The sequence below is a fragment of the Mycobacterium sp. NTMscope_MAC_12 genome (assembly GCF_976985675.1).
Genome location: NZ_CDRJYY010000001.1, coordinates 4,649,241 through 4,665,147, shown reverse-complemented (window position 1 = coordinate 4,665,147; position 15,907 = coordinate 4,649,241). Strand labels below are relative to the sequence as shown.

Annotated in this window: 13 protein-coding genes; 8 read left to right on the top strand and 5 right to left on the bottom strand. The window is 69.1% G+C overall.

Annotated features, from left to right (window positions below):
* Nucleotides 1–122: 122 nt before the first annotated feature.
* Entirely contained in the window at nt 123–1,535 is a 1,413-nt protein-coding gene (locus AC0KS4_RS21575; protein WP_238956912.1) for an ABC1 kinase family protein, read from the bottom strand.
* Nucleotides 1,536–1,611: 76 nt separating this feature from the next.
* On the opposite strand from AC0KS4_RS21575, the gene AC0KS4_RS21570 reads away from it, so the two are divergent.
* A complete protein-coding gene (locus tag AC0KS4_RS21570) occupies nt 1,612–2,208 on the top strand; it encodes a TetR/AcrR family transcriptional regulator (protein ID WP_238956911.1) in 597 nt (198 codons plus the stop codon).
* An 81-nt stretch (nt 2,209–2,289) separates the two neighbouring features.
* Nucleotides 2,290–3,648: an amino acid permease gene (locus tag AC0KS4_RS21565; protein WP_238956910.1), complete on the top strand. Its 1,359-nt coding sequence runs from the start codon at nt 2,290–2,292 to the stop codon at nt 3,646–3,648.
* 22 nt (nt 3,649–3,670) lie between these two features.
* On the opposite strand, the gene car is transcribed toward AC0KS4_RS21565, so the two are convergent.
* The 4 genes from car to AC0KS4_RS21545 all read right to left on the bottom strand — a co-directional run bounded on the left by car (nt 3,671) and on the right by AC0KS4_RS21545 (nt 9,810).
* Nucleotides 3,671–7,237, bottom strand: a complete 3,567-nt coding sequence (car, locus tag AC0KS4_RS21560; RefSeq protein WP_238956909.1) for a carboxylic acid reductase — start codon at nt 7,235–7,237, stop codon at nt 3,671–3,673.
* 71 nt (nt 7,238–7,308) lie between these two features.
* The gene (locus AC0KS4_RS21555) at nt 7,309–8,226 is read right to left on the bottom strand and encodes a ketopantoate reductase family protein (RefSeq protein WP_238956908.1); all 918 of its coding nucleotides are present in this window, start codon (nt 8,224–8,226) and stop codon (nt 7,309–7,311) included.
* Nucleotides 8,223–9,404 carry an enolase C-terminal domain-like protein gene (locus AC0KS4_RS21550; protein ID WP_238956907.1) on the bottom strand — a complete coding sequence of 394 codons (1,182 nt, stop codon included), beginning with the start codon at nt 9,402–9,404 and terminating at the stop codon, nt 8,223–8,225. The genes AC0KS4_RS21555 and AC0KS4_RS21550 overlap by 4 nt, the downstream gene beginning before the upstream one ends.
* 10 nt (nt 9,405–9,414) lie before the next feature.
* Nucleotides 9,415–9,810, bottom strand: coding sequence for a nitroreductase family deazaflavin-dependent oxidoreductase (locus AC0KS4_RS21545; protein WP_238956906.1), 396 nt, complete (start codon nt 9,808–9,810; stop codon nt 9,415–9,417).
* A 104-nt stretch (nt 9,811–9,914) separates the two neighbouring features.
* Between AC0KS4_RS21545 and hemL the strand changes: the two genes are divergently transcribed.
* From hemL to ccsB, 6 genes are read left to right on the top strand one after another with little or no spacing between them, the layout of a single operon-like run.
* On the top strand, nt 9,915–11,264 hold the full coding sequence (hemL, locus tag AC0KS4_RS21540) for a glutamate-1-semialdehyde 2,1-aminomutase (protein WP_238956905.1): 1,350 nt from the start codon (nt 9,915–9,917) through the stop codon (nt 11,262–11,264).
* Nucleotides 11,264–11,872 carry a histidine phosphatase family protein gene (locus AC0KS4_RS21535; RefSeq protein ID WP_238956904.1) on the top strand — a complete coding sequence of 203 codons (609 nt, stop codon included), beginning with the start codon at nt 11,264–11,266 and terminating at the stop codon, nt 11,870–11,872. The genes hemL and AC0KS4_RS21535 overlap by 1 nt, the downstream gene beginning before the upstream one ends.
* A 17-nt stretch (nt 11,873–11,889) precedes the next feature.
* Nucleotides 11,890–12,474 (top strand): TlpA disulfide reductase family protein, encoded by a 585-nt coding sequence (locus tag AC0KS4_RS21530; protein WP_238956903.1) that lies wholly within the window; start codon nt 11,890–11,892, stop codon nt 12,472–12,474.
* Nucleotides 12,471–13,250: a cytochrome c biogenesis CcdA family protein gene (locus AC0KS4_RS21525; RefSeq protein WP_238956902.1), complete on the top strand. Its 780-nt coding sequence runs from the start codon at nt 12,471–12,473 to the stop codon at nt 13,248–13,250. Before AC0KS4_RS21530 ends, AC0KS4_RS21525 begins: the two co-directional genes overlap by 4 nt.
* Nucleotides 13,251–13,309: 59 nt before the next feature.
* Nucleotides 13,310–14,902, top strand: a complete 1,593-nt coding sequence (locus AC0KS4_RS21520) for a cytochrome c biogenesis protein ResB (RefSeq protein WP_238957395.1) — start codon at nt 13,310–13,312, stop codon at nt 14,900–14,902.
* Nucleotides 14,899–15,876 carry a c-type cytochrome biogenesis protein CcsB gene (gene ccsB / locus AC0KS4_RS21515; RefSeq protein WP_225328815.1) on the top strand — a complete coding sequence of 326 codons (978 nt, stop codon included), beginning with the start codon at nt 14,899–14,901 and terminating at the stop codon, nt 15,874–15,876. Before AC0KS4_RS21520 ends, ccsB begins: the two co-directional genes overlap by 4 nt.
* Nucleotides 15,877–15,907 lie beyond the last annotated feature (31 nt).

The following is a 15,907-nucleotide window of genomic DNA, read 5'->3' as shown; positions in this document are numbered from 1 at the left end:
AGCCGAGGACAAGCCATGCTGCGGCGGTGTCGTTCCAGATCACATCCCCTTCGCGGCGGCATGCTTCGTAGAACGGGTAAGGGTCGGCGGGAGCCCACGGTAGGCGTGCGGTGGCTTGGGTGTCAGGGGTGGTCATGGTGGTCCAATGCGCCGGGTAGGCCGCGCTCGCGGACCCAGGCGTGGTGCAGCTTGCCCAGTTCGGTGATGGGTTCGGTCACACCGTCCATGTCGTCGAAGATGGCCCGGATGGGCAGAGTCGCTTGCAAGCCCGCGGCGACACTGTTGAAGGCGAGAACGATCCGAGAAGTGAAGACATGTTCTGGCGGCACAGCGATCTTTGCGACCGGGTGATCGCGGTCGCGAACGTCGAAGAACCCGCCGACGACCCGCGCGACGGCATCGGACGTGAACGTAACCGGTTGCGCTTGGGTCATCGGATAGTTCGTGTACGAGATCCATTCCCGCAGTTCGTCGTCGGTCAGACCTGTCTCAGGAGTGATAAAGCGGAGTTTGGTCAGCAATTCGTGGCTGTTCCTCGTGCGCTCCTCGACCGCAGTGCGCAGAAACGAAACCCATAGCCAGCGCTGCGTTTCGGGGAAGATCGATGCGCAACCGTAGTCGAGAAAGCCGACGGTACCGTCGCGGTTGAATCGGTAATTCCCAGGATGCGGATCGGCGTGCACCAAGTTGGCGTGCCGGAAGTTGCCGTTCATAAATCTTGTCATCACCTCGGCCCAGGTGTTTTTGAGGTCTTGGTCGGCCTGTTGCGCTGTCGGGTAGTCCCATCCGTCGAGATAGGTCATGGTCAGCACGCGGTCACCGGATGCTTCGGATACGACGTCGGGGACTCGGATGAACGGATGACCGCGATACAGGTCACTGAAGGCGGTGATCATGTCGGCTTCGTGACGGTAGTCAACCTCTTCGGCAATCCGCGCTGACGCTTCGCGCGCGAGGGCCCGGATGTCGACCTTCATTCCCGACGCCGCAACCACAAACCGCATAAACGTGGCGACAAGCTCAGTATTGGCGAGGTCGTCTCGGATCGCCTGAGCCACACCGGGATATTGAATCTTCACGACGACCTCGCGGCCGTCCCGCAGCACTGCGCGGTGCACCTGACCGACCGAAGCGGCGGCCATCGGCTCCTCGGAGAACTCGGCGAAATGCCGGACAGCAGAACCCAGTTCGTCGTGCAGGACTTTGCGGACCAGCGTGGCATGCATCGGCGGTGCATCGGCTTGCAGCCGGGCCAAGGCCTTTTGATACGGCCAATAGCCTCCGGTGCCCAGCGCCCGTGCGTCGACCATCGACAGAATCTGGCCGGCTTTCATCAGCACGCCCTTGGAGCGGCCCAGCAGTTCGGCATAACGCTCGGCCGTGCGCTCGTGGAATCGTTCGACCGCGCAATCGTCACCGGCCTTTTCCCGTAACCCGGCCACCAGCCGCCCACCGGCCGCACGGGCGGTGAAGCCGGCCAGCGGCATGGTTCGCCTGATGCGGCCGCGTGGCACCGAGCCGTCGTGCTGCGACATCCAGTCCTCCCATGCGGCCTAGGCCCGTAGTAAAGTATGCTCTTGCTAAATGTAAGTGATCACTTTGGAGAGGTCAATGACTACACCGGCGCGTACCCGGGAACGGCTGGTCATCGAAGCGATGCGGCTGTTCGGCGCCAAGGGATTTGAGGCGACCAGCGTGTCGCAGATCGAAGCCGCGGCCGGGCTGGCGCCGGGATCAGGAGCGTTGTACCGCCATTTCAAATCCAAGGACGCACTGCTCGACGCGGGCATCGACCGGCAATTGGACCGTCGCAGCGCAATGCGCGATATCCGCTCGTTGTTCGCCGGGCTGGGTGACCTGCGCGCCGAACTGACCGTATTAGGCCGTTACCTGCTCAGCGTGGTCGACGAAGAGATCCAACTGCTCCAGATCGCGGCCCGCACACCTGCCGGGCAGTCGGCCCGACTCGACACCGCCTATGCCGCGCTCATCGACGGGCTCAATGCGGAACTGGCCGACTGGATCGCCGCCTGGGCGCCGATGCTGACCCAAGAAGACTGCTCAGTGCTGGCCGCGCTCGGCGTCAACGGCATCCTCGGAGCGCGCTTGCCATCCAGACTGTTTCACCAGCCGGAGGGCCGCGTAGCGGACGACCGGTATCTCGCGGAATGGACGGCGCTGCTCGCCGGTCGCATCGAAGCGCTCTGATCGCGCCCCGGCTGGTGTCCCCGCGCCCGATGTGCTGTGGTTGATAACCAACACCGGGATGCGCGCAGGAGGTGGCTCGCCATGGCCAGCACTTCGCAACTGCGCCAAGGGCTGTCGCAGCGGCAACTCAGCATGATCGCCCTCGGCGGCGTGATCGGTGCCGGCTTGTTCGTGGGATCGGGCGTGGTGATCAAAGGCACCGGACCGGCCGCATTCCTCACCTACGCCCTGTGCGGTCTACTCGTCGTCCTGGTCATGCGGATGCTGGGTGAAATGGCGGCCGCGAACCCGTCGACCGGATCGTTCGCCGACTACGCTGCCACCGCCCTGGGCCGCTGGGCGGGGTTTTCGGTCGCCTGGCTGTATTGGTACTTCTGGGTGATCGTGGTGGGCTTCGAGGCGGTCGCCGGCGGAAGGGTCCTCACCTACTGGTTTCACGCGCCCCTGTGGGTGCTGTCGCTGGGCCTGATGGTGTTGATGACCGCGACCAACCTGTTCTCGGTCTCGTCCTTCGGGGAGTTCGAATTCTGGTTCGCCGGAATCAAAGTCGCGGCGATCGCGGTTTTCCTCGCCACCGGGGCGGCGTATGTCCTGGGGTTGATGCCGGGTCATCACGGGGGCCTGGCCAACCTGCATGCACACGGCGGATTCTTTCCGCACGGTGTGGGCGCGGTGTTCGCCGCCATCGTGGTGGTGATCTTCTCCATGGTGGGAGCCGAGATCGTCACCGTCGCCGCGGCGGAAAGCCGCGACCCCGAGCTCGCGGTCCAAAAGGCGACCAGGTCGGTCGTGGCGCGCATCGGCATCTTCTTCGTCGGCTCGGTCTTTCTGCTCGTCGTGATCCTGCCGTGGGACTCCGTACAACGCGGCGCCTCGCCGTACGTGGCCGCGCTCAAGCACATGGGCCTGCCCGGAGCGGATCAGGTGATGAACGCTGTCGTGCTCACCGCGGTGCTGTCCTGCTTGAACTCCGGGCTTTACACGGCGTCGCGCATGCTGTTCGTGCTCGCCGAGCGGGGCGAGGCGCCGATGCGGTTGGTCAAGCTGAGCGGGCGCGGCGTTCCCGATCTCGCGATCCTGTGCTCGTCGGCCGTCGGTTTCGGGTGCGTCCTCATGGCGTGGGTCGCGCCGCACACGGTATTCCTGTTCCTGCTCAACTCATCTGGCGCCGTCATCTTGTTCGTCTACTGGCTGATCGCGCTGTCGCAGATCATCCTGCGCCGCCGCACGCCTGCCGAAAAACTGACGGTGAAGATGTGGTTCTTCCCGGTGCTGTCGATCCTCACCCTGACCGGAATCACCGCGGTGCTGGTGCAGATGGCGTTCGATCGCGCGGCGCGTAGTCAGCTGTGGCTCAGCCTGCTGTCCTGGGCGGTGGTGGTCGCGTTCTACTTCGTCGCCCGGCTGCGCGGCCGCGTCGGTGTCGCTTCCGGCGACTGAGCACACACGGACGGGCGATCCCTCATCCCGCGTGCGCTCCGGCGCGGGTCCGCAGCAGACCCAGGCGCTGCAGATCGGTGACGTATTTGTCGATCAACGCCTCCGTCACGTGCGGAACGTCGCGGGTGGCGCCGATGCCCGCGGATTGCACTGCCGCACGGAACTTTTCGGCGGGCATGCCGGTGCCGTGAGTCGGCTGGCCCGGCTTGGCGTAGGCGTTCATCAGCGGCAGCAGGGAACTCTTCCGTTGGTTGTCCGGAAGCGACTTCATCGCCGCGGTGAATCTGGCCAGCCACTCGTCGTAGTCGTCGACCCGTTCGATCTTGTGCCCGTCGGCGATGAGCCAGTCCACGAAGGTGTCCAACGAGACGCCGTCGTCATGGGTGTTGAGCACGTTGTAGGTGTGGTAGCCCTGGCGGGCGCTCGCGCCCAGCGTGGTGATGGCCTCCGCGGTGAAATCGGCCGGCAGCCCGTCGTAATGGGCGCGCTGCGGGTTGCCGGACGCGTCAAGCTGATAGAAGGAGCGCGGCGCGATCCCGGTGGCCACCAGGCTCAAGAGCAGACGGGTGAACATGTCCGGCACGTTCAGCTGACCGGCGAAGTGGCTGTGCGCCAGGATCATGTCGGAACGGAAGACCGCCACCGGCACCCCGCACAAGTCGTGGGCCTCGCGCAGCAGCACCTCGCCCGCCCACTTGCTGGTCGCGTACCCGCTGGCATACGACTCGTCGAGGGACCGCGACGGGCTGGCCGAACGCACGTCGGCATCCTCGCCGATGAAGCTGCCATCCGGCAGGGTCGTCACCGCGACGGTGGAGATGTAGTTGATCGGCTTGAGCCGCTTGCTGATTGCCAGCTTGACGATCTCGGCGGTGCCCACCACGTTCGGGCCGAACAGCTGGCTGTAGGGCAGCACATGGTTGACCAGGGCGGCCGAATGCACGACGAGGTCCACCGATTGCGCGAGGCGCTCGTAGGTGGGGGTGTCCAGCCCGAGGTTGGCCGCGCCCACGTCACCGACGAGCACCTGCAGATGCTGGTCGGCCAATTGCCGGAAACGCTGCGACAATTCGGCGTCGCCGCTGTCGATCGCCGCCTCGATGCGCTGACGCCCGGCGGTCCGGTCCGCCCCGCGGGCCAGACAGATCACCGTTCCCCCCGTCTGCGCCAGGCGCTCGAGCCAATCCAGGCACAGGAAGCGCCCGAGGTAGCCGTTGGCCCCGGTCAGCAGCACGGTGTTGACGGCGCCGGCCGGCGCCGGAAGGCGTGGTGCGGCGGCCAACGTGTCGTCGTCGATGAACTTGTCCAGCGTCAGGTCCGCGGCGCGGGCCACGGTGGCACCGCGGCCGTGCACCGAGGCGAAGGTCGGCCGTGTCGATTCCGACGTCCGTTCGCCGTCGACGTAGTTCGCGACGGAGGTCAGGGTCGCCGTCGGGCTGACGATGGTCTGCACGGGCACGTCGATGTGGAAGATCTCCGACAGCAGCGTGGCGAAGGAGAACGCGGACAGCGAATCTCCGCCCAGCTCAATGAACTTCGCATCGCCGCGCAGCGCGGCGTCCGCCGGCAGGCCCAGGGTTGCGGCGGCCGCCCGCCGCACCGTGTCGATGGTGGGCAGGTCGCGGCTCGCGGAGCGCAGCTCGTCGAGCTGGTTGCCGTGGCTGGCCTCGATCTCGTCGTACATGGCGTCGAGACGCTCACCGTAACGGGCCTTGAGGGCCGGACGCAGCAGCTTTCCCACCCCGGACAGCAGGCCGTTGTCCCGGGTGAAACGCTCGGACTCCAGCAGGAAGTCGCGCGGAATCTCATACGGGTGCAGGTGGGAGTCGGCGGCGATCTGTTGCAGCGAGTCCGCGATCAGCGCGTGCGCATCCCCGCCGCCGATGGCGTCGGCGTTCGGCACGATCACCGCGAGTAGGAACGGTTGCTCGCTGCTGCCGTACAGGAAAATCTGCCGGATGTAGGGGCTGGTCGAGAAGGTGGCCTCCAACTGGGAGACGGCGACGAACTCGCCCTGCGAGAGTTTGATGACGTTGTTGCTGCGGTCCAGATACATCAGGTGGTCGGGTCCCAGCTCGGCCATGATGTCGCCGGTCTTGTAGAACCCCTCGTCGTCGAAGATCTGCTCCGACAGCTCCGGGTGCTTGAAATACCCGGGAATCACGTTGCTGGCCTTCAGATGTAGCTCGCCGCGCGGGTACGGTTTGTCGGTGGTGAGGTAGCCCAGCTCGGGGACGTCGACGAGTTTGTAGTCCGTCACCGGTGGGCGCCTGATCCTGCCGCTGCGCATGATGCCGCCGCCGGTCTCGGTGGCGCCGTAGCCGTCGGCCACCGTGACGTCGAGCAGCGACTCCATGAAGGCGTGCATCTGCTTGGACAGCGGCGCGCTGCCGCACATCGCCGAAACGACCCGCCCGCCGATGAAGTCTTGCCGCAGTTCGGCTTTCACCTCGTCGTCGCGCTGTTCGGCGGTGAGGTCGTCGCCGGCTCGTTGGTCGAGCTCTTTGCGGTAGCGGCGAAAGAACATGTCGCACACCCGGGGCACGAGGTTCAAGGCGGTGGGCCGCACCAAGCCGATGTCATCGAAAAGGGTGGACATGTCGCTTTTGGCGGCGAAGTAGCCGATGCCGCCGGAGGACAGGGTGGCGATCAGCCACTCCAGCCCGTACACGTGCGACAGCGGCATGTATTGCAGGTGGATGGCCGGTACCACCCGGCCGATGTCCACCGAGGGGCTGTGCGGACGCTGCCAGATCCGGGTCATCATGTCTGCGGTGTACATCGCCCCTTTCGGGGTGCCGGTGCTGCCGGAGGTGTAAATCAGTGTGGCCAGCGGGTTTTCGCCCGCGCTCGGAACGGACGCCTCAGGTGCCGGGAGGCTGCGACCCGACGAGAGCTCGGCGGAAAGCGACACCACCTCGGCGCGGTGCCCGGCCTCGCGCAGGCGCGCGCGGGCGCCGTCGTAGCGGTTCCGCTGGTGGTCGTCGTCGCTGGTGTAATCGAACACCACCAGCCGTTGGATCGACGGTGCCTCGAGGACGACATCGACTGCGGTGCCGAGGGACTCGACGCTGACGGCCAGGGTGCGTGGCGCCGTCTCGGCGACGATCGGGGCGAGCTGGGCCGCCGTCGAACTGGTCTGCAGCGGCACGAACACCGCGCCCAGCCGGATGCACGCCAGGTAGTGCACGACGTAGTCAATGCTGGTGAAGCCCAAGACGCCGACGAAGTCGCCCGGGCGCAAGCCGCCGGGCAGGCTGGTGTGCCACGCGGCTGCCAGCGCCGCGACCCGGTCACCCAGTTCGCGGTAGGTGATGGTCTCGAATCCGGACAGCAGGGTCGTCGCCGCGCGCCCGGTCGCCGGATCGCGCACCACCTCGCAGGCGCGCTGGCCGAGCGCGGGCCGGTCGGCATAGCCGCTCAGGTAGATGTCGACGACCTCGGCCAGCCGCAGTCCCGCGCGGTGCGCGGCTTCGGTCACTTCCGGCGAGGGCGCGGCGGCCCGAAACTGCGGGTCGTTGGCGTACAGCTGTTCGACGCGCTCGGTCAGACGCTGCTCGCGGCCCGAGTCGGTGATGGTGTCGGTCATCGGCGGCTTCCTCTCATCGCGGCGCATGCCGGTGCCGTATACCCGCCCTGGCCCGTTCTAGCGGAGGCCGGTCAGCCCCACCGCCGTTCGATCGACTTGATCAGGGCGGTCAGCGTCGCGTTCACCGGCGCCGACACGCCGACGCGGGCGCCTTGGCGTGGCACCGCGCCGTTGATGACGTCGATCTCGCTGACGCGGCGGGCCTCGTGGTCCAGCAGCGCCGACGGTTTGGCGTCGGGCATCTGCGCGCCGAAGGCGCGAGCGTGGGCGACGGGGTCGGTGACGGCGACCGCGATGCCGGACGCGCGGGCGACGGTCCACGCTTCGGTCGCGGCGGCCTGGCTGACCGGACCCATCTCCGGGTCGTCCATCACCTGGCCGACGGTCATGCCGGTCAGCGCGCACGGCGCGCTGTAGGCGGCGTTGCAGATGAGCTTCTCCCACTGCATGGCGGCGATGTCGGTGACCGCGGCGGCGTCGAATCCGGCGTCGGTCCAGGCCCGCGCGATCGCTTCGACCGTCTCGTGCGGCAGCGACGAGTAGGCGCCGAAGCGCATGGCTTTCATGGCGTTGTGATGCACGTGGCCGGGGGCCACCCGGGACGCCCCGAAGCCGCTGGCGATCCCGACGGCGACCCGCTCGGCGCCGACGATGCCCGCGACCGTCTCCGCCGACCCCAATCCGTTCTGGATGGTCAGCACCGGCGTGGCCGGGCTCAGCATCGGAAGGGCTTGCCGCGCACCGACTGTCACGTCGGCCGCCTTGACCGCCAGCACGACCAGATCCATCGGCTCGTCGGGCGCGGTGGTGCTCGCCCGCAGCGGCACCACCCGGTCGTAGCCCGGGCCGGTGACCTGCAGGCCGTCGCGGCTGATCCGTTCGATGCTGGGCTCGTGGCGGTCGATGGCGAGCACGTCGTTACCCGCGGTCGCCAGCCTGGCGGCGTAAATGGAACCCATTGCCCCGCAACCGATTACCGCGATCTTCATCCGCACCCTCCGGTCAGCTCCGCGATCAGTTCGGCCAGGCCCGCCTTCTCCTCGAGCCCGAACCCGGCCGCGTCCGTTGGCGCGATCCGGCCCCCCGAAACCACGCAGGCCTCCGAATAGCCGCCGAGCGGCGCGAACACTCCCGGGTAAGCCTCACATCCGCCCAGGCCGAGCCCGGCGGCGACGTGCAGGTTGATCAGGTGCCCGCCGTGCGGAAACGCGAAGCGGCGATCGAAACCATGGGCTTCCAGGACGCCGAGCATCCGCAGGTACTCGCCCAGCCCATAGCTCAGGCCCGGATCCATCTGGAAGACATCACGATTCGGCCGCATGCCCCCGTAGCGCACCAGATTTGTCACGTCCGGCACCGAGAACAGGTTTTCGCCGGTGGCCACCGCGCCGTCGTAGCAGTCCGCCACCGCGTGGTGCAGCGCGTAATCCAACGGATCGCCCGGCTCCTCGTACCAGCGCAGGCCGTAGGGGGCCAACGCGGCCGCCCAGCGGGTGGCCCCCTGCCGGTCGAAGCGGCCGTTCGCGTCGACCGCGACCCGTCCGCCGTCGCCGACGATGTCGACGACCGCCTCGATCCGCGCCAGGTCCTCGCCCAGCGGGGCGCCGCCGATCTTCATCTTGACCGCGTCATAGCCGAGGTCGAGGTACCCGTGCATTTCGCGGCGCAGCTGGTTGACGCCGCCCTCGGCGTAGTAGTAGCCGCCGGCGGCATACACCGGCACGTCCGGCGCGGGGTCCCGCCCGGCGTGGCGGGCGACGGTCACGCAGGCGGGCTCGTCGCGCAGTTTGGCGTTGAGGTCCCAGCACGCCAGTTCCAGCGCGCCCGCCGCGGCCGCCCGGTCCCCATGACCGCCGGGTTTCTCGTCGGTCAGCGCGCACGCCACCACCGCGGCCGGGTCGAGGAACCCGGACGCATCCAGCAGCGCGTCGGGGGGCGCGGCGAGCACCCGCGGAATCATCCGGTCGCGCAGGATCCCGCTCTGCGCAAACCGCCCGATCGAGTTGAAAGCCACGCCCGCCACGGGTCGCCCGTGCCGGATCACGTCGGTGATCACCGCGACCAAGGAGACGGTGTGGTGCGAGAAGTTGACCATCGCGTTGGCGGGCCCGCCGCGCCGCCCGCTGTCGAGGCCGACCGCCCGCTCGACGATCGCCGCGATCCGCATCACCCGGCGGTCAGGACGTCCGGGTGAGCAATACCGCCTGCTCGAACGGCAGCCTGGCGAAAACCCGTCGCGCCGCGGGCGTGAGGTGGGCCGCCGCCTCGGCCTTGGAGACGACCCGCGGATCGGCGACGCCGATGGTTTTGCCCCGGCTGCGCAGCCGGCCGCCGCCCGCCGCGGACAGATTCTTCAACCAATCCCGGTCGGGGCCATACGTCAGCAGGATCGCCACCCCGGGTTTGCCGTCGACCTCGGTGCGGAAGACGTTCACGGGTGTGCGGTACGGCTTGCCCGAGCGCCGCCCGACATGCTCGACGATGCCGAAGGACGGGAGCCAACCGGCCCACATCCGCTGAATCGGGTTGGTGACATGACGGTTGAACCGGGCAAGTCCTTGGGGGAGTTGCATCCTCCCATCCAACTCGCACGCCTGAGGCCAGGACAACCCCGAGAGTTCCCGTCCTGCTACACCCTGTAGTTGGACGGCCCGCGAAGGCTGGGACACTGGTCGTCATGGGAAGCAGTGATCGGGCGACCGCGCACGCCACCGGAAGCCCCCGGGCCACGGCGGTGTCGGCGCGGCTGTTCGAGGATGCCTGCGCCGTCATCCCCGGCGGCGTCAACTCTCCCGTGCGAGCGTTCACGGCGGTCGGCGGGACACCGCCGTTCATTACCCAGGCACGCGGGTGCTGGCTGACCGACGCCGACGGCAACCGCTACGTGGACCTGGTCTGCTCGTGGGGCCCGATGATCCTGGGCCACGCCCACCCCGCCGTGGTCGACGCCGTCGCCAAGGCCGCCGCCTCGGGCCTGTCGTTCGGGGCGCCCACCCCGGCCGAGAGCGAACTGGCCGCCGAGATGATCGCGCGGGTGGCCCCGGTCGAGCGGATCCGGCTGGTCAACTCCGGCACCGAGGCCACCATGAGCGCGGTGCGGCTGGCCCGCGGCTTCACCGGCCGGGCCAAGGTCATCAAGTTCTCCGGCTGCTACCACGGCCATGTCGACGCGCTGCTCGCCGACGCCGGCTCCGGGGTGGCCACGCTGGGGCTGCCGTCCTCACCGGGCGTCACCGGGGCGACGGCGGCCGACACCATCGTGTTGCCCTACAACGACATCGACGCCGTACACCAGACCTTCGCCCGGTTCGGCGACCAGATCGCCGCCGTGATCACCGAAGCCAGCCCCGGCAACATGGGGGTGGTGCCCCCCGCGGCCGGCTACAACGCGGCGCTGCGGACGATCACCGCCGAACACGGCGCGCTGCTGATCATCGACGAGGTGATGACGGGCTTCCGGGTCAGCCGAAGTGGTTGGTATGGAATCGATCCCGTCGATGCCGACCTGTTCACCTTCGGCAAGGTGATGAGCGGCGGGTTGCCGGCCGCCGCCTTCGGCGGGCGGGCCGAGGTGATGGAGCGGCTGGCGCCGCTGGGTCCGGTCTATCAGGCCGGCACCCTGTCGGGGAACCCGGTCGCGATGGCCGCCGGGCTGGCGACGCTGCGCAACGCCGACGCCGCCGCCTACGCGACGCTGGACGCCAACGCCGACCGCCTGGCCGGGCTGTTCTCCGAGGCGTTGACGAAGGCCGGTGTGGCGCACCAGATTCCGCGGGCCGGCAACATGCTCAGCGTGTTCTTCTCGGACACGCCGATCACGGACTTCGCGTCCGCGCGGGCCAGCCAGACCTGGCGTTATCCACCGTTCTTTCACGCGCTGCTGGACGCGGGCGTCTACCCGCCGTGCAGCGCCTTCGAGGCGTGGTTCGTCTCGACCGCGCTGGACGACGACGCCTTCGACCGGATCGCCGGGTCCCTGCCGGCCGCGGCGCGGGCCGCCGCCGAAGCCGAGGAGGGGAAATCCTGATGGCCGAGCAAACCCGGGTGCACGTCGTGCGGCACGGCGAGGTGTACAACCCGAGCGGCATCCTCTACGGGCGCCTGCCCGGGTTTCACCTGTCCGACGCGGGCCGGGCGCAGGCCGCCGCGGTGGCCGACGCGCTCGCTCACCGCGACATCGTCGCGGTGATCGCCTCGCCCCTGCAGCGCGCCCAGGAAACGGCCGCGCCCATCGCCGCCGAGCACGGCCTTCCCGTCGACAGCGACCCGGACCTGATCGAGTCCGCCAACTTCTTCCAGGGCCGCCGCGTCAGCCCCGGCGACGGCGCCTGGCGCGACCCGCGGGTGTGGTGGCAGCTGCGCAGCCCGTTCCGGCCGTCCTGGGGCGAGCCCTACACCGAGATCGCGGCCCGGATGGAGACGGCGGTGGACAAGGCCCGCGCCCGCGGCACCGGCCACGAGGTGGTGTGCGTCAGCCACCAGCTGCCGGTGTGGACGCTGCGCCTGCACCTGACCGGTCAGCGGCTGTGGCACGACCCGCGGCGGCGGCAATGCGGCCTCGCGTCGGTGACCACCCTGGTCTACGACGGCGACCGGCTGGCCGGCGTCGAGTACTCCGAGCCGGCGGCCCCTTGAACATACGAGGGCTGGCGATGACCGGGGCCGCGCTGGCGGCCCTGGTTTCCGGCCTGCTCGCCGGCTGTTCCTCCGGCCACGACGCGGTCGCCCAGGGCGGCACCTTCGAATTCGTCTCGCCCGGCGGCAAGACCGACATCTACTACGACCCGCCGTCCAGCCGCGGCCGCCCCGGCCCGCTGTCGGGCCCCGACCTGGCCGACCCCGCGCACACCATGTCGCTGGACGATCCGATCTTCGCCGGCCGGGTCGTGGTCATCAACATCTGGGGGCAGTGGTGCGGACCGTGCCGCGCCGAGGTCACCCAGCTCCAGCAGGTGTATGACGCCACCCGTGGCGCCGGGGTGTCGTTTCTGGGCATCGACGTCCGCGACAACAACCGGCAGGCGGCGCTGGACTTCGTCAACGACCGCCAGGTCACGTTCCCGTCGATCTACGACCCGGCCATGCGCACCCTGATCGCGTTCGGCGGCAGATACCCCACCACCGTGATCCCGTCCACGCTGGTCCTGGACCGCCAGCACCGCGTCGCGGCGGTCTTCTTGCGCGAGATGCTGGCGTCCGACCTACAACCCGTGGTGCAGCGGATGGCCCACGAATGACCGGCTTCACCCAGATCGCCGCCGCCGGACCGCTCCTGGTGGCGCTCGGCGCGTGCCTGCTGGCGGGGCTGGTGTCGTTCGCGTCGCCGTGCGTGGTGCCGCTGGTTCCCGGCTACCTGTCGTATCTGGCCGCGGTCGTCGGCGTGGACGAACAGCCGCCCCCGGGGGCGCTCAAACCCCCGCCGGGGGCGCGGTGGCGGGTCGCCGGGTCGGCGGCGCTGTTCGTCGCCGGGTTCACCACGGTGTTCACCCTCGGCACCGTCGCCGTCCTCGGCATGACGACCACGCTGATCACCAACCAGCTGCTGCTGCAGCGGGCCGGCGGCGTGCTGACCATCGTGATGGGGCTGGTGTTCGTCGGGCTCATCCCGGCCCTGCAACGCCAGGCCCGGTTCAGCCCGCGGCAGCTGACCACGGTCGCCGGGGCCCCGGTGCTGGGCGCGGTCTTTGCGTTGGGCTGGACACCGTGCCTGGGGCCGACGCTGGCCGGCGTGATCACCGTCGCCTCGGCCACCGACGGCGCCAGCGTGGCGCGCGGCATCGTGTTGGTGATCGCGTACTGCCTGGGCCTGGGAATCCCGTTCGTGCTGTTGGCATTCGGCTCGGCCGGCGCGGTGGCGGGCCTGGGCTGGCTGCGCCGCCACACCCGGGCCATCCAGGTGTTCGGTGGCATGCTGCTGATCACGGTCGGCGCCCTGCTGATCACCGGGATGTGGAACGACTTCGTCTCCTGGCTGCGCGACGCGTTCGTGTCCGACGTGAGGCTCCCGATTTGAGCGCGCCCGTAGAGCTGCTCGCGCAGAAAGCGCGCAACACGTGGCGCGCGCTGACCTCGATGGGCACCGCGCTGGTGCTGCTGTTCCTGCTCGCGCTCGGCGCGATCCCCGGCGCGCTGTTGCCGCAGCGCAGCCTCAACGCCGGCAAGGTCGACGGCTACCTGAAGGCGCACCCGGTGATCGGGCCCTGGCTGGACCGGTTGCAGGCCTTCAACGTGTTCTCCAGCTTCTGGTTCACCGCCATTTATGTGCTGCTGTTCGTGTCCCTGGTCGGCTGCCTCACCCCGCGGATGGTCGAGCACGCCCGCAGCCTGCGGTCCACCCCCGTCGCCGCCCCGCGCAACCTGGCCCGGCTGCCCAAGCACGCCAGCCGCCGGATCCAGGCCGGCGCCGAGGAGCTCAATACCCTGGCGAACGCGATCGCCGGACGGCTGCGCGGCTGGCGCACCGCCATCCGCCACGAAGACGGCGCGGCGTCGGACGTCGTGGAGGTGTCGGCGGAAAAGGGCTACCTCCGCGAATTCGGCAACATCGTCTTCCACTTCTCGCTGCTGGGCCTGCTGGTCGCGGTGGCCGTCGGCAAGCTGTTCGGCTACGAGGGCAACGTGATCGTCATCGCCGACGCCGGCCCCGGCTTCTGTTCCGCCTCGCCGGCCGCGTTCGACTCGTTCCGGGCCGGCAACACCGTCGACGGCACCTCGCTGCACCCGCTGTGCATCCGCGTCGACGACTTCGTCGCGCACTACCTGCCGTCGGGGCAGGCCACGTCGTTCGCCGCGAACATCGCCTACCAGTCCGGCACCGACCTGTCCGCCAACAGCTGGCGGCATTACCGGCTGGAGGTCAACCATCCGCTGCGGCTCGGCGGTGACCGCGTGTACCTGCAGGGGCACGGCTACGCGCCCACCTTCAGCGTCACGTTCCCGGACGGTCAGGTCCGCATGTCGACCGTGCAGTGGCGGCCCGACAATCCGCAGACCCTGCTCTCGTCGGGCGTGGCGCGCATCGATCCGCCGGCCGGCACCTACCCCAACGCGACCGAGCGCCGCCAGCACCAGATCGCCATCCAGGGCCTGCTGGCGCCGACCGAGCAGCTGGACGGCACGTTGCTGTCGTCGCGGTTCCCGGCCCTGGACGCGCCCGCGGTGGCCGTCGACATCTACCGCGGCGACACCGGCCTGGACACCGGACGCCCCCAGTCGCTGTTCACCCTGGATCCCCGGCTGATCGAGCAGGGCCGGCTGACCAAGGAGAAGCGGGTCAACCTGCGCGCGGGCCAGGCGGTCCGGATCGACCAGGGGCCGGCGGCGGGCACCGAGATCCGCTTCGTCGGCGCCGTCCCGTTCGTCAACCTCCAGGTTTCCCACGACCCGGGCCAGACCTGGGTGCTCGTCTTCGCGATCACCATGATGGGCGGCCTGCTGGTGTCGCTGCTGGTGCGCCGCCGCCGGGTGTGGGTCCGTCTGACGCCCGACGCCGGCGGGGCACCCGGTACGGTGAACGTCGAGCTGGGCGGGCTGGCGCGCACCGACAACTCCGGGTGGGGCGACGAGTTCGAGCGATTGACCGAGCGGTTGCTGGACGGACTGGAGGCCGGCCGCGCCGAGACGCCCCCCGCGTCCCAAAGGAGTTCTCAGGTGGACGTCACATGAACACGCTGCACGTCAACATCGAGCTGGCGCGCTACTCCGACTGGGCGTTCACGTCGGCCGTCGTCGCGCTCGTCATCGCGCTGCTGCTGCTGGCCTTCGAGCTGGCGTACGCCGGCGGGCGCCGAGCCGACCAGCGCGACCGGGTGCTGGCCGGCGCGGTCAGCGCCGACTCCGCCACCCCCGGCGTGGTCGAACAGACCACCCAGCGCCCGCTCGACGAGCGCGTCGGGCGCGCCGGGTTGTCCGTGGTGTACCTGGGCACCGGCCTGCTGCTGGCCTGCCTGGTGCTGCGCGGCCTGGCCACGGTGCGGGTGCCGTGGGGCAACATGTACGAATTCATCAACCTGACCTGCCTGTGCGGGTTGATCGCCGGGGCGGTCGTGCTACGCCGCCCCCAATACCGCCCGCTGTGGGTCTTTCTGCTGCTGCCGGTGCTGATCCTGCTCACGGTGTCCGGACGCTGGCTCTACACCAACGCCGCGCCGGTGATGCCCGCGCTGCAGTCCTACTGGCTGCCCATCCACGTGTCGGTGGTCAGCCTGGGATCCGGCGTGTTCCTGGTCGCCGGGATCGCCAGCATCCTGTTCCTGCTGCGCACCTCGCGGCTCGGTGATCCCGACACCGACAGCGCTCCGGCCCGGCTGGTGCGGCGCTTCCCGGACGCGGAAACCCTGGACCGCATCGCCTACCGCACCACGATCTTCGCGTTCCCGGTGTTCGGCTTCGGTGTCATCTTCGGGGCCATCTGGGCCGAGGAAGCCTGGGGCAGGTATTGGGGCTGGGACCCCAAAGAGACCGTGTCCTTCGTCGCGTGGGTGATTTACGCCGCCTACCTGCACGCCAGGTCGACCGCCGGGTGGCGGGACCGCAAGGCCGCCTGGATCAACGTCGCGGGGTTCGTGGCGATGGTCTTCAATTTGTTCTTCGTTAATCTGGTGACTGTCGGCCTGCATTCTTATGCGGGCGTGGGGTGAGACCGAACTAGCCGAACAGGCGCCCCGACCA

Excerpts from the sequence above, each read along its gene's own strand:
- hemL (WP_238956905.1), top strand. The coding sequence starts at position 9,915 with ATGGGAAGCAGTGATCGGGCGACCGCGCACGCCACCGGAAGCCCCCGG.
- AC0KS4_RS21545 (WP_238956906.1), bottom strand. The coding sequence starts at position 9,810 with ATGCAACTCCCCCAAGGACTTGCCCGGTTCAACCGTCATGTCACCAAC.
- AC0KS4_RS21570 (WP_238956911.1), top strand. The coding sequence starts at position 1,612 with ATGACTACACCGGCGCGTACCCGGGAACGGCTGGTCATCGAAGCGATG.
- AC0KS4_RS21530 (WP_238956903.1), top strand. The coding sequence starts at position 11,890 with ATGACCGGGGCCGCGCTGGCGGCCCTGGTTTCCGGCCTGCTCGCCGGC.
- AC0KS4_RS21520 (WP_238957395.1), top strand. The coding sequence starts at position 13,310 with ATGGGCACCGCGCTGGTGCTGCTGTTCCTGCTCGCGCTCGGCGCGATC.
- ccsB (WP_225328815.1), top strand. The coding sequence starts at position 14,899 with ATGAACACGCTGCACGTCAACATCGAGCTGGCGCGCTACTCCGACTGG.
- AC0KS4_RS21535 (WP_238956904.1), top strand. The coding sequence starts at position 11,264 with ATGGCCGAGCAAACCCGGGTGCACGTCGTGCGGCACGGCGAGGTGTAC.
- AC0KS4_RS21575 (WP_238956912.1), bottom strand. The coding sequence starts at position 1,535 with ATGTCGCAGCACGACGGCTCGGTGCCACGCGGCCGCATCAGGCGAACC.
- AC0KS4_RS21565 (WP_238956910.1), top strand. The coding sequence starts at position 2,290 with ATGGCCAGCACTTCGCAACTGCGCCAAGGGCTGTCGCAGCGGCAACTC.
- AC0KS4_RS21555 (WP_238956908.1), bottom strand. The coding sequence starts at position 8,226 with ATGAAGATCGCGGTAATCGGTTGCGGGGCAATGGGTTCCATTTACGCC.
- AC0KS4_RS21550 (WP_238956907.1), bottom strand. The coding sequence starts at position 9,404 with ATGCGGATCGCGGCGATCGTCGAGCGGGCGGTCGGCCTCGACAGCGGG.
- car (WP_238956909.1), bottom strand. The coding sequence starts at position 7,237 with ATGACCGACACCATCACCGACTCGGGCCGCGAGCAGCGTCTGACCGAG.
- AC0KS4_RS21525 (WP_238956902.1), top strand. The coding sequence starts at position 12,471 with ATGACCGGCTTCACCCAGATCGCCGCCGCCGGACCGCTCCTGGTGGCG.